The organism is Vreelandella boliviensis LC1 (genome assembly GCF_000236035.1).
GTDB lineage: Bacteria > Pseudomonadota > Gammaproteobacteria > Pseudomonadales > Halomonadaceae > Vreelandella > Vreelandella boliviensis.
The window spans coordinates 54,952-68,471 of sequence record NZ_JH393260.1 but is presented as its reverse complement, the minus strand read 5'-3'; the positions used below and the strand labels follow the sequence as shown (position 1 = coordinate 68,471).

The following is a 13,520-nucleotide window of genomic DNA, read 5'->3' as shown; positions in this document are numbered from 1 at the left end:
CGATGTAGCGGTTTATTCTAGGCGCCCATAGCTGCCCGGTCTAGCGGTGCTGGCTGGTTTGCGTTATTCGACCAACCCCGGCACCGCTGCGTGATGCTTTAATGTGCGACTTTTACATCTACTGGCTGGGAGCGTGACCAGGCGATGACAACCAAGCCCAGCGCGATCATCGGGAGCGTGAGCAGCATGCCCATGGTGACCCAGCCGAAGGCGATAAAGCCGATGTGAGCATCGGGCATACGGACAAACTCGACCATGAAGCGGAACACGCCGTAGCAAACTAAAAATAGCCCGGATAAAAAACCGCGCGAGGTCGGCTTGGCGGAGACCCACCAGAGAATAGCGAACAGCACGACGCCTTCTAACAACGCTTCATAGAGCGCTGATGGATGGCGCGGTTCAGGCCCCATGCCGGGAAACGGCATCCCCCAGGGAAGCGAGGTCACACGGCCCGGTAGCTCATGATTAATAAAGTTACCGATGCGCCCGGCACCCAAGCCAATAGGTGCTAGCGGGGCGATAAAATCGGTCAGCGTTAGGAATGCTAGCTGTTTGCGCCGGGCGAATATCCAGGCGGCGAGCAATACGCCGAGTAGGCCGCCGTGGAAGCTCATGCCGCCGTCCCATACGCGGAAGATCCAAAGCGGGTCAGCTGTCCACTGCCCAAGTCCGTAGAACAGCGCATACCCTAAGCGCCCACCAGCAACGACACCGATCGCACAATAGAAGAGCAAATCACCGATATCTTCATTATTGAGGCCGATACGCGATGCGCGCCGACAGCCGAGCCACCAGGCGGCTACAAAACCTACAACGTACATTAGGCCATACCAATGGACTTGCAGCGGCCCCAAAGAGATAGCCACCGGGTCAATCGTTGGGTAATTAATCATTTACGCTCTCTAAGTAACTAAAGAAATCATCAAGGTACTGCTATTGAACACATTGCCATTACAAAAGTGCCGCAAACAGCGCAAACGCCTACTTTCAGTCGTGGCGAGAATGAAGCGGGTACAATAATAAATACGCTCAGCAAGAAAGCCACCCTTTATTGTGACGCAGGCGGCGCCTCTACCGTGCCTGGAAACCAGTGAGCAATCATATTAAGGAGGGTTTCGGGTTGATACGGCTTGGCGAGCAGGTCATCCATACCGGCGGCTAGACAGATATCGTACCCAGCATTATCGATGTTGGCCGTCAGCGCGACCAGCACGCTTTGAGTGCCGCCGCGGTTGCGCTCGAACTCGCGCCAGCGTCGGGTGGTTTCAAGACCGTCCAGGGTGGGCATGAAGATGTCCATAAACACCAAATCAAAGCTGGCGGTTTGTTGACGCTCCAGCGCCTGCTCGCCGCTGCTGACGCCTTCCACCTGCAGACCTTGGGTTTCCAGCATTTGTCGCGCCAACATCAAATTTACCGGCCCATCGTCGACGACCAGTACACGCAAACTACGATGCGGCGAGGCACGCTCGCTATCACTTACCTTTGCCCCATCGCCCAGAGCGCTATACCCAGCACCGTATTCAGGACTATGGCTAGGGCTATACTCAGAACCATACTCAGAACTGTACTCAGAACTGTGCCAAGAACCGTGACCAGAGTCTTGCTGAACGAGATTAGCCAATAGCGCACGGATATCCGACACGTGCTCGTATACTTCCGAAACGTTTTGCCGACAGTTTTCGGTAATCTCTTTATCGGCCATGGTAGTTAAATGATCTAACAAGCTATCCGTTTCACGCTGCAGCAGCGTTAGATAGCTTGATTTCAAACGTGACTCTTCACGCGCTCTCTCTCGGCCAGCCATTAAGTATTTTAACTGCCGCTGCTGGTGCTGAAGGTCATCCAACAGCGTTTGTTCATGCTCCTGCTGGGTGTTCTTGGTTGCCGCGCTGGCCACTTGCGAGCAGTGCATACAACGTTCAAGGCCGGCTAGTACTCCATTAACGCTGGCCAACCGCTGGAGGGGCAGATGAGATTCGTTGGCGGCATCCAGCGCGGAACATTGATGTTCGGGCAGTGAGCGTGCTGCAGTGGTGCACAATGCCTGACTTTGCCGTTCAAGTTCGGTGAGTTCTTGCATAAAACGAGCGTCTTTGCGCCGAGCGTGTGCTTTAACCAGCATAAGAAAGGCGCCGACATTCAAACTACTGCCGATGAGCAGGGCCGCCATTAACCACAGCATGGTGCTCCAGGAGGCGTAGCTTGGCGACATCCACCACATCATTGTGCCGACGACCAGGCAAAGCACAACTAATGCTGCTTGGACAAGCAGTAGGGGCCACAGCATAGGCCAAACAATGGCGTTCCAAAAGTGCTCCCTTTGATAGCGTTGCATGATCTCGCCTTCCTATTGGTCGAATGGCCGCTGATAACGTGTCTGCTGTTTAAACCTTGGGCTACCTGCCGACACTCACACCCTTACAGTGTGATGATTTATGCTACAAACATGATATTGAAGTAAGTGTACGTCTGCGCTTCGTTACTGTCATGCTGCTCTTGCGTTTAACGTTTTCCACCCTTTTCGTCTACGAGTTTGTTATGTGCTTGATATCATTTGCTTGGCAACCCGGCACGACCACGCCCTTGCGGCTGATGGGCAACCGAGATGAGTTCTATGCGCGCCCCACCGCGCCACTGGGTGAGTGGCAAGATACCCCAGAGCTTGTCGGTGGGCGTGATTTAGAGGCCGGTGGCTCGTGGCTGGCGGCCAAACCTGGCGGAGTCGTGGCCGCTTTGACTAACGTACGTGACCTGCAACTAAGCGTGCCACCCGGCGCACCCAGCCGGGGTGAATTGGTCGCTAATGCCTTGCAGTGTGGCGATATTGAAGCGTGGCTAACCAAACTCAGCGAGGGCGAGGCACTGCGCTACGCAGGCTTTAATTTATTAGTCGCGACGCCACAGCGGCTTTGGCACCTACACCGGGGCAGAGACCGCCTGGCCCTCAGCGAGGTAGCCCCTGGCGTCCATGGCCTATCCAATGCCGACCTCAATTCCCCCTGGCCGAAGCTTTTACACGTGCGTGGTGCGCTTGAGCACACTCTTTTGCCATCAGGCTACTTCCAGGCATGGCCTACTGCTGTTCAGCGCGCAATGCAGAATCCGCAAGAAGCGGCTGTCGAGGAGTTGCCGGATACCGGCGTGGGGCTTGAGCTGGAGCGTCAGCTCTCAGCGGCGTTTATTGTCGGCGAGCGCTACGGCACCCGCGCCACTTCGTGGCTAACCCTGGATAGCCACGGGCACATCGAGATTACCGAGCAGCGCTTTGGGCCGCTGGGGCGCTTTGAGGGTGAAACCACCCTGGCACTGCCCAACAGAATTACTAAATCTGGCTTTGCCTAAAAAGTCAGCAAACGCAGCCATAATTAAAGCAAAGCTAATGAGTTAATGAAAAGCTCAGGAAAAGCTCAGGTAAAACCTAATCACGGGGCGGCATCAGGTGTGTCAACTGCCACTCATCCATGCGGCTCTCTAGATGGGCATGCACCTGGGCAGGTGTATCCAGCTCCATAACTTCTTTGAGCAGTTGCTCGGCATCGCTAAACGGTACTCGGCGAATAGCCGCACGCACTTTGGGCAGGCTTGGCGCATTCATAGAGAGACTGGTAAAGCCCATGGCCATGAGCAGCAGCGCCCCAGCCGGATCGCCAGCCAATTCACCGCATAGCGAAATGGGCTTTTTGAGCCGCGTGGCATCGTTGGCAAGTTCCAGCAAAGCACCGAGTAACGCCGGGTGTAGCGCATCGTAAAGGCTCGATACGCGTGGGTTGTTGCGATCCACCGCCAGTAAGTACTGGGTTAGGTCGTTGCTGCCCACGGAGAAGAAGTCGACTCGTTTCGCCAGCGCGTCCATTTGGTAGATAGTGGCGGGCACTTCGATCATGACGCCCACTGGGGGCCTAACAACCGTAATGCCCTCTTCACCCAGCTCTACAATGGCGCGATCCAGCAGGCGCAGCGCTTCGTCGACCTCTTCGACGTTGGTGATCATCGGGAACAGTACGTAGAGGTTTTCCAGATCGATAGAGGCTTTGAGCATGGCGCGCAGTTGCACCATCAGCACTTCCGGGTGGTCCAGCGTGACGCGCATACCGCGCCAGCCTAGAAACGGGTTGGCCTCTTCTATCGGGAAATAGGGTAGGTCTTTGTCACCGCCAATATCCAGAGTACGCATCACTACCGGTAGTGGCGCGAAGCCTTCAAGCTGGTCGCGATAAAGTCGGGTCTGCTCTTTTTCGCCAGGGAAGCGTTCGGTAATCATAAACGGCACTTCGGTACGGTAGAGCCCCACCCCACCGATGCGGCTTTTTAGCAACGCAGTGGCATCGACTGCCAATCCGGTATTCACCATTAGCGGCATGGTATGGCCGTCCGGGGTGGCGCTAGGCAGATCCTGCTCATGCTCTAGCAGTTCGCTAAGTGCTATCTCTTCAGCAATCAGACTTTCATATCGCGCCTTCAGTTCAGGCGCTGGGCGGACAAACAGGCGCCCACGGTGGCCGTCCAGCACTACAGGTGCACCGCCTAGCCGCGGCAGCGGTAAATCCACCATACCCAGCACCGTAGGAATGCCCATGGCGCGGGCTACAATCGCCACGTGAGAAGTACTGGAGCCGCGAACCGAGACCAGCCCTTTAAGCTTGTCGCGTGGTACTTCACCCAGCATGGCCACGCTGATTTCATCGCCGACCAAAATAGCGTTATCGGGGTAGGTTTCCGGCGTAGACGGGGTATCTTCTTGCAGATGCGCGAGTACCCGGCGCCCCAGATCGCGAATATCCGCCGCTCTCTCACGCAGATAGTTATCATCGACGCGCTCTAAGTATTGAACGTGGCGACGGACTACATCGGCCAAAGCACCAGGTGCCCATTGCCCTTCACGAATGCGCTTTTCCACTTCATCAGCCAGCGCTGCTTCGCCGAGCATTTGTTGGTAGACATCAAACAACGCCAGCTCTTGCGCAGAGATACGGCTTGCCAGACGCTCGGCTGCGGCACGAATTTCGCTGCGCGTTTTGCCAATGGCCTCCTTTAAGCGCGCTACCTCATAGTCTTGATCGCTTGGAATGAGATCAGGCACGCTATTAAGGTCGGAGGGAGGGGTAATCACCACTGCCTCACCCATGGCCATGCCGGGCGATGCTGGCACACCTTTAAACATGGCCTGCCCACCGGCCAGCGCCGGGCGCAACAGGTTCCCTGTGGCTAGTGCGTGGGCCAATACTCCTGCTAACTGCGCGGCCATAGTGACCAGAAAAGCTTCATCTTCGTCGTCGTACTGGCGTTTTTCGGCTTGTTGCACAACCAATACGCCTAACATATGGCGCTGGTGAATAATTGGCACGCCCAAAAAGCTGGAGTAGCGCTCTTCACCAGTGGCTTCAAAATAGCGGAATTGCGGGTGGGTCTGCGCGTCCTCAAGGTTAAGCGGCTCACTGCGTTTGGCTACCAAGCCCACCAGCCCTTCGCCTAACGGAAGTACTACGCGCCCTACTGCTTGGGTACGCAGACCAATGGTCTCCATCAATACCAATGATTCTACCTCTTTATCGTAGAGGTAGAAGGAGCACACATCGGTCTGCATCGCTTTACGAATTCGACGAACCATCGTGGACAGCGCGGCGTCGAGGTTGCGCGCGCCATTCACTTCCTGAATCACCCGGCGCAGCACCTCAAGCATGGACGTTTTACTATTCACTATTATTTGCCTCGCTGAGGAATTTCCTGACAGACTGCTGCCGCCCTACTCTGGGCAGCGGCCCGTCACCCTAACCTTCATCCTGTGCCAGGCGCTGAACGCGGGGAGACAACTCTCGCAACGCACGCCGATATACCTCTCGCTTAAAAGGCACTACCTGCCCTAGCGGGTACCAATAGCTTACCCACCGCCACCCATCAAACTCGGGTGTAGGGGTTGCCGTCATACATATTTGGCTTTCCTGGCAACGGATTTTAAGTAAAAACCACTTCTGCTTCTGGCCTATACAGACCGGACGCGAATGTGTGCGAATCATACGTCGTGGCAGACGGTAGCGTAGCCAGCCCCGGGTGCAGGCAACAATATCAACATCGTCGGCGGTTAGGCCGATCTCTTCGTAAAGCTCACGAAAAAGTGCTTGTTGTGGCGTCTCGCTTGCATTGATGCCCCCCTGGGGAAATTGCCACGCATTTTGACCTACCCGACGCGCCCAAAGCAGCTGCCCCTGGCTATTGGCAATGATGATGCCAACATTGGGGCGAAAGCCGTCAGCGTCGATCACGGACATCACCTTATAAATTTTCAGTTGTCCCCATTTTTCCACAAGGGTGACAGGCGTATCAATACAATATAACGCTAAGTGGTGAATGCTTACTGTGTATTAGCCTGATCGTTGGTGGGAATGGCAGGGCGACTCTGCGATAATCCGCGTCCGCTATTTGCCTTACTAACGTCTTTTGCACCAACACTAACCACTTACTACCACTGACTAAAAAAGGGGAGCGCCGTGAGTCTGGCCATTTTCGATTTGGATAATACGCTGCTATCCATCGACAGCGATCATGCCTGGGGCGAGTTTTTACTCGAACAAGGGGCAGTCGACCCGGTGGCTTACCGGGAAGCCAATGAGCGCTTCATGGCCGATTACAACGCAGGCACTCTGGATATGGCTGCCTTTTTGGAAATGGCGCTTAAGCCGTTGGCCGATAACTCTCCTGAACAACTTTCTGCATGGCACCAGCAGTTTATGGCCAGCAAAATCGAGCCAAATATTCTGCCCAAAGCGGAAGAGCTGCTTGCTCGACACCGCACCAAAGGCGACACGCTGCTGATTATTACCGCCACCAACCGCTTTATTACCGCTCCGATTGCCGAACGCCTGGGGGTGGATCACTTAATCGCGGTGAATCCAGAAGTCAAAGAGGGCCGCTACACAGGGCGAGCCTCGGGCATTCCCAGCTACCGCGAAGGCAAAGTCACTCGTTTAGAACAGTGGCTGGAAGGTCAAGACCTGACCATGGAAGGCGCGTGGTTCTATAGTGACTCGCACAATGATTTGCCGCTGTTAGAAATAGTCGAGCACCCCGTCGCGGTGGACCCTGACGACACACTGCGCGAAATCGCCAAAGAGCGCCAGTGGCGGATCATGAGTTTGCGGGATTGAGCTGGAGAACGGTGAAACCCCGGCACCACTGCGCGTTGCCTCCACGCCGGGTCGACTTCGCGGGCGCGCTGGGGATTATCACATAGAGATAAATGATTAACGGCTTAGAAGAGCATCAAGCGAGATCACATTGCCACTATGTTTTGCTGCTAGCTTGATGTCGTCAGTAAACAACGTAGATGATGCTACAAATGCAGAAGCAGAAGCAGAAGCAGAAGCAGAGATAATACTATCAGGCAGTTTCATTTGAGTACTACGCCGTACCTTGATGGTTTCAGTTTTGACCTGATGATCCAGTTCCACTCTTGTTAACTGAGCTAATATCACTTTAATGGCGTGCTCTTCCTGTGGCAACAAGCCGGGAAAGGCCAGAAGTTCAAGTTCTGTAATGACAGAATAGGCGTAATGAGCAGGAGGCAGACGCAACTGACGTTCAATGGCATTAATGAAGACATTAGTGTCAAGCAGGTAATTACCATTCATCCCGCAAGTTCCTTTGGTATTCGACTCCTTCCTGAGCGACCAAGGAAGGAGCTTTTACAGACGTAAAATCGATTGCAACCTGTTTAACAGAAGCGTCTGCCTCATCCGATGTATTTTCATACAACACAACGATTCTGGCATGCCTGTTCTTCAAATGCTCATACTCATCGGGGATTTTAACCATCCCATTCTGAATATCCATCTCAAATTCAATCGCATGCATTTTAACCCCCTAACCCCATATAGCTCGTCTAACCATTTGACACTCTTTCTGCCAAAAATTCGAGTATCTCTATGAGCAAGCCTCATAACTAGCCCAACAAAAAACCCCGCAAGCCTAGCTTGCGGGGTTTTGCGTTTACTGGCGCTCATGTTGAAGCGTCAGCGGGCGCGTTTAGCCGAGCAGGTGCTCGACTGCAGCACGCTCTTCGCGCAGTTCTTTCTCGGTGGCTTTCATCTTCTCTTGGCTGAATTCGTTAATTTCGAAGCCTTGAACGATTTCATACTTGCCACCCTGGCAACGCACTGGGTAAGAGTAGATGATGCCTTCGTCGATACCGTAGCTGCCATCAGACGGAATCGCCATGCTGACGATGCCTTTGGAACCCAGCGCCCAGTCGTGCATATGGTCGATGGCGGAAGAAGCAGCAGAGGCGGCAGAAGAGGCGCCACGTGCTTTGATGATCGCCGCGCCGCGCTGCTGCACGGTGGGGATAAAGTCGTTTTCGTACCAGTCGCGCTCAACCAGATCGAACGCTGCTTTGCCGTCGACTTTGCACTGGGCCAGATCCGGATACTGGGTGGCACTGTGGTTGCCCCAGATGATCATGTTTTCAACGTCAGTGACGTGCTTACCGGTTTTCTGAGCCAGCTGGGTCAGGGCACGGTTGTGATCCAAACGCGTCATGGCGGTAAACTGGCCTGCGTCCAGATCCGGCGCGTTGCAGGAAGCAATCAGAGCGTTGGTGTTGGCCGGGTTACCGACAACCAGCACTTTTACGTCACGGCTGGCGTGATCGTTTAGCGCTTTACCTTGAACAGAGAAGATCGCTGCGTTGGCTTCCAGCAGGTCTTTACGTTCCATGCCTGGGCCGCGCGGACGGGCGCCAACCAGCAGGGCGTAATCAGCGTCTTTGAACGCAGTGTTCGGATCGTCGGTGGCAACAATCTCTTGCACCAGCGGGAAAGCACAGTCATTAACTTCCATTACCACGCCGTTCAGGGCGTCCATGGCCTGGGGAATTTCCAGAAGCTGGAGAATGACAGGCTGATCCGGCCCCAACATGTCGCCAGCGGCGATGCGGAAAATAAGAGAGTAGCTGATCTGACCGGCGCCGCCGGTAATCGCAATACGTACTGGATCTTTCATCATTGCTCCTTGATTGGTTCGCCTAGGGATGGTTCTCGCCTGAGGAGTGGCTTAACAGAACTCAAGACGCAAAGATGGTATGCCCAGCCGGGCAAAAACTCAATCAGACATGAGACTACTATCTATAGACATACGATCTACAGACATACTATCTATCGACATACCGGCCATTTGTCATACTTGCCATTCCCTCTGCGGCTTGCTGCTCGCTGAAAAGGTTGAGTTGCGCTATGGTATCTTCGGTTTTATGCCTTCCTTTCTTGTTTTGCTAAGGACATGGACGCTCCATGCGAAAAATCCCTTTCTCTTATGCCTTGGCTAGTCTACTGGTACTGGCGCTAGTGATATGGCTCGCTTTGGGTAATTTCCAGCGTTTTCAAACGACGCCTCCAGACGCCCCAGCACGCAGCGAAGCAGGCTCGCGGGTCGAAATTGTTGTACAGCAGAGCACTCTGTTTATTCCTCAGCAAATTATCCAGGGCCAACTGACGGCAGAGCGCGAAACCACGCTGCGCGCCAATGTAGCAGGCTTTGTGGCTGAGAAGCCCGTCGCGCAAGGCAGCCGTGTGGAAGCTGGCGAAACCCTACTGGTGCTGGATAACAACGCCCTGCCCGAGCAGTTGCAGCAGGCCCGCGATGAGCTAGCGGTGGCCGAGGCGGAATATGCCGGGGCACGCAATCTGCGCCAGCGGGAGCTTATTTCGCAGCCAGAACTACTGCGCCTGCAGAGCGCACTAAGCGCCAGAGCCGCTTCGCTGGCGCAACTGCAGAAGCAACTAGATGACAGCCACCCCACCGCGCCGTTTGATGGCGTACTCAATCGCGTTCAGGTGGAACTAGGTGACCTGCTACAGCCCGGCGAAGAGTGGGGGCAGTTGGTCGATGACCGTCGCTTGAAAGGTGCTGCCTGGGTTTCTCAGCAGCAGGTGGGCGATTTAAGCGTGGGGCTGCCGGTGACTGCTCGGCTGCTTAATGGCGACCATATAGAAGGCGAGCTGACCTTTATTAGCCACCGCGCCGAAGAGGCCACGCGTAGCTTTTATGTCGAAGCCACGCTGGATAATCCTGCTGGAAAACGCTTGGCGGGTGGCAGCGCGGAGCTGACGATTACGCTCCCCCCCCGCCATGTGCATACTCTTTCGCCCGCGCTGTTGAGCTTGAATAGTGAAGGCCAACTGGCGGTCAAGCATCTGGATGACAACGATCAGGTGCAGCTAACTGCCGTTGAGCTTGTCAGCGCCGATATCCAACGCGCCTACGTGACCGGCCTGCCTGATCCGTTGCGCCTGATTACGTTAGGCGCAGGCATGGTGGAAACCGGTGAAACGGTCACCCCAGTGCCTGCTGAAGAGGCGATTATTTCGCAACCGTCGTCGCAACGCTCCTCAGAGCAGCCCGCGGAACAGGATAACGTTCATGCGCCAGTTGATTGATGCGGCGCTAGCCCACACCCGAACCACGCTACTGCTGTTAGTAAGTCTTCTACTGGCGGGTATCGTTGCTTGGCTGATGATTCCTAAAGAGGCTAATCCTGACGTCACCATACCGATGATTTATGTGTCTTTATCATTGGAAGGCGTTAGCCCCGAGGACGGCGAGCGACTGTTGATTCGTCCCATGGAACAGGAGCTTCGCGGCATTGAGGGGTTGCGCAAGTTCACCGCCCAATCCAGCGAAGGGCATGGATCGATAACGCTGGAGTTCGACCCCGGCTTTGACCCGGACACCGCACTGACCGATGTGCGTGACCGGGTAGATATTGCCCGCAGTGAACTGCCCTCAGAAGCCGATGAACCGCGGGTGATGGAGGTCAACGTTTCGGAGTTTCCGGTGTTGACTATTGGTCTCTCCGGGCAACTGGATACTCGTGAACGAATGACGATTGCCCGGCGCCTGCAAGAGGAGATCGAAGGCATCGCCGATGTGCTGGAAGTCGACATTGCCGGTGAGCGGGAAGACATGCTGGAAATCGTCGTTGATCCATTGGTGTTGGAGAGCTACGGGGTCGATTTTGATGCGTTGTTTAATCAGGTATCGCGCAATAACCGTCTGGTGGCAGCGGGCAGCCTGGATACCGGCGCGGGCCGCCTGGCGTTAAAAGTCCCCGGCATTATTGAGTCCGTTGAGGATGTCATGAATATGCCGGTCAAGGTCGATGAGGATCGCGTGGTCACCTTTGGCGATGTGGCGTGGATCAACCCTACCTATAAAGAGCCGGAAGGCTTTGCCCGTATTGATGACCAACCCGCGGTGGTGCTGGAAGTTTCCAAGCGCGCCGGGGCCAATATTATCGCCACCATTGGTGCAGTACGTGACCGCTTAGCCGAAGCCGATGATTTGCTTCCCGAGCAGCTGCGCTTCACCACCATTCTGGATGAGTCGACCACCGTTGAGAATATGCTATCCGAGCTGCTCAACAACGTGCTGACCGCCGTGGTACTGGTGCTGATCGTGGTGGTCGCGGTGATGGGCTGGCGCATGGCACTGCTGGTGGGGCTTACTATACCCGGCGCCTTCTTAACCGGCATTCTGCTGGTATGGGCGTTTGGTTTTACGCTCAATATCGTGGTGCTGTTTGCGCTGATTCTGGTGGCGGGCATGCTGGTGGACGGCGCGATCGTGGTCAGTGAGCTTGCCGACCGCCATTTGCGCGATGGCCAAACGCCTCACCAGGCGTGGCTTAACGCCGCTTCACGTATGAGCTGGCCGGTAATTGCCTCTACTGCCACTACGCTGGCGGTATTTATTCCCCTGCTGTTCTGGCCCGGCGTGGTCGGCCAGTTTATGAAGTACCTGCCCGCTACGGTGATTTTGTGCCTGCTGGCATCGCTGGCCATGGCGCTGGTGTTTTTGCCCACGCTAGGGCGCTTGTTTACGCGCTCGGAGGCCAAACCAACAGACGCGACACATGCAGATAGCAACCATGAAGAAGCGACGACCTCCTTTGGGCGCGGCTATCGCCATCTGCTGGCTAAGCTGCTGCTGCACCCTGCCTGGGTGCTGCTGGTGACGGTGCTATTAATGGCGTTGCTATATACCGGCTATGCGCGCTTTAACCACGGTGTCGACTTCTTCCCAGCCGTGGAGCCCGACAGCGCCCAGGTGCTGGTGCGCGCACGAGGCGACTTCTCCGCCGTGGAGACCGACGCCATTGTACAGCGGGTCGAAGCCAAACTATCCGGCATGAGCGAAGTGAGGGCGTTGTATGCGCGCTCTTTTGCAGTACCTAACGAGCAGATGGGCAACGACGTGATTGGCATGCTGCAATTCCAGTTTATCGACTGGCATGAGCGTCGCCCTGCCCAGGCTATTTTGGACGATATGGCCAAGCGAGCCCAGGATATTCCCGGCATTACGCTAGAGTTTCAGGAGCAGGAGATGGGCCCCGGCGGCGGCAAGCCCATTGTGCTGGAAGTGAGCGCCACCGACCCTGACGTTGCCGATGCCGGGGTTAACCAACTAAGCCAGTTAATGCGCGAGCTGGGTGGCTTTACCGATATTCAGGATAACCGCAGCCTACCCGGCGTGGAGTGGCGGGTTAACGTTGATCGTGAAGCCGCTGCTCGCATGGGCACCGACGTGACGGCCATTGGTAGCGCGGTGCAGTTGTTGACCACCGGCCTTCAGGTGGCGAGCTATCGCCCGCCGGAAGTCAGCGATGAAGTGGATATCCGCGTGCGCCTGCCGCAAAACTGGCGCTCACTGGATCAGCTTGAACGGTTGACGATCAATACCCAGCGGGGTCAGGTGCCCATTTCACACTTTGTCACGCTGACCCCTGCTCCTAAAGTCGGCACCCTTAATCGCATCGATGGCCGCCGAGCGATTACCATTGAAGCGGATCTGGCACCCGGCTATCTCGCCGATGAACGCCTGGGCGCCCTGCTAGAGGCCGGCAGGGACAGCTTGCCTGACGGCTTGATGGTCAACGTGGCGGGCGAGCAGGAAGATCAACAGGAAGCGATGCAGTTCTTAGCCAGCGCGTTCTTGATTGCGATCGCCTTGATGGCGCTGATTCTGGTCACCCAGTTCAATAGCTTCTATCAGGCGGGACTGGTGCTCTCGGCGATTGTGTTCTCCACCGCGGGGGTGCTGATGGGCTTACTGATTACCGGTCAGGCCTTCGGCATTGTCATGGTGGGAATGGGGGTGATTGCCCTGGCGGGTATCGTGGTCAATAACAACATTGTCTTGATCGATACCTACAACGAGCTGCGGGGACAAGGTATGACACCCGGCGAAGCCGCGCTCGAAGCGGGCTGTTTGCGCCTGCGCCCGGTGCTGCTAACGGCGATTACCACGGTGCTGGGACTGATGCCGATGGTGCTGGGGATCAATGTTGATCTGTTCACCCCGGCCCTTGGCTTTAATGCGCCCTCCGCCCAGTGGTGGACGCAGATGTCGAGCGCCATTGCCGGTGGGCTCACCTTCGCCACCGCGCTTACGCTGCTGCTTACCCCGTGTATGCTGGTGATTGGGGGTAAGCTGCGCAGACATCAGTAATGGCGGATAAATTTGTCATT

At 55.7% G+C, this 13,520-nt stretch carries 11 protein-coding genes; 4 read left to right on the top strand and 7 right to left on the bottom strand.

Annotated elements, in window-relative coordinates:
- Window positions 1-98 precede the first annotated feature (98 nt).
- Complete coding sequence (gene lgt, locus KUC_RS17280; RefSeq protein WP_007114532.1) at window positions 99-893, bottom strand: prolipoprotein diacylglyceryl transferase; 795 nt, start codon at window positions 891-893, stop codon at window positions 99-101.
- Between the two features lie 155 nt (window positions 894-1,048).
- Window positions 1,049-2,338 carry a response regulator gene (locus KUC_RS17275; RefSeq protein WP_007114530.1) on the bottom strand — a complete coding sequence of 430 codons (1,290 nt, stop codon included), beginning with the start codon at window positions 2,336-2,338 and terminating at the stop codon, window positions 1,049-1,051.
- A 203-nt stretch (window positions 2,339-2,541) separates the two neighbouring features.
- On the opposite strand from KUC_RS17275, the gene KUC_RS17270 reads away from it, so the two are divergent.
- On the top strand, window positions 2,542-3,345 hold the full coding sequence (locus KUC_RS17270) for an NRDE family protein (protein ID WP_040481680.1): 804 nt from the start codon (window positions 2,542-2,544) through the stop codon (window positions 3,343-3,345).
- Window positions 3,346-3,421: 76 nt separating this feature from the next.
- Here the strand turns inward: KUC_RS17270 and ptsP are convergent, their stop codons facing one another.
- Together ptsP and rppH are read right to left on the bottom strand one after the other, a co-directional pair.
- Window positions 3,422-5,683, bottom strand: coding sequence for a phosphoenolpyruvate--protein phosphotransferase (ptsP, locus tag KUC_RS17265; protein WP_007114528.1), 2,262 nt, complete (start codon window positions 5,681-5,683; stop codon window positions 3,422-3,424).
- Between the two features lie 88 nt (window positions 5,684-5,771).
- Window positions 5,772-6,263 (bottom strand): RNA pyrophosphohydrolase, encoded by a 492-nt coding sequence (gene rppH / locus KUC_RS17260; protein ID WP_040481475.1) that lies wholly within the window; start codon window positions 6,261-6,263, stop codon window positions 5,772-5,774.
- 225 nt (window positions 6,264-6,488) lie between these two features.
- Between rppH and KUC_RS17255 the strand changes: the two genes are divergently transcribed.
- Window positions 6,489-7,145, top strand: coding sequence for a histidinol-phosphatase (locus tag KUC_RS17255; RefSeq protein ID WP_007114526.1), 657 nt, complete (start codon window positions 6,489-6,491; stop codon window positions 7,143-7,145).
- 96 nt (window positions 7,146-7,241) lie between these two features.
- Here KUC_RS17255 and KUC_RS17250 read toward each other — a convergent pair whose 3' ends face one another.
- The 3 genes from KUC_RS17250 to KUC_RS17240 form a co-directional block, all read right to left on the bottom strand.
- Complete coding sequence (locus tag KUC_RS17250; protein ID WP_007114525.1) at window positions 7,242-7,628, bottom strand: PIN domain-containing protein; 387 nt, start codon at window positions 7,626-7,628, stop codon at window positions 7,242-7,244.
- The gene (locus tag KUC_RS17245) at window positions 7,618-7,851 is read right to left on the bottom strand and encodes a hypothetical protein (protein ID WP_040481474.1); all 234 of its coding nucleotides are present in this window, start codon (window positions 7,849-7,851) and stop codon (window positions 7,618-7,620) included. Before KUC_RS17245 ends, KUC_RS17250 begins: the two co-directional genes overlap by 11 nt.
- A gap of 171 nt (window positions 7,852-8,022) precedes the next feature.
- Window positions 8,023-8,997, bottom strand: a complete 975-nt coding sequence (locus KUC_RS17240; RefSeq protein ID WP_040481472.1) for a malate dehydrogenase — start codon at window positions 8,995-8,997, stop codon at window positions 8,023-8,025.
- Window positions 8,998-9,284: 287 nt separating this feature from the next.
- Here KUC_RS17240 and KUC_RS17235 point away from each other — a divergent pair, with 287 nt between their 5' ends.
- On the top strand, window positions 9,285-10,430 hold the full coding sequence (locus tag KUC_RS17235) for an efflux RND transporter periplasmic adaptor subunit (protein WP_007114523.1): 1,146 nt from the start codon (window positions 9,285-9,287) through the stop codon (window positions 10,428-10,430).
- Window positions 10,414-13,500, top strand: coding sequence for an efflux RND transporter permease subunit (locus KUC_RS17230; protein WP_007114522.1), 3,087 nt, complete (start codon window positions 10,414-10,416; stop codon window positions 13,498-13,500). The genes KUC_RS17235 and KUC_RS17230 overlap by 17 nt, the downstream gene beginning before the upstream one ends.
- Window positions 13,501-13,520 lie beyond the last annotated feature (20 nt).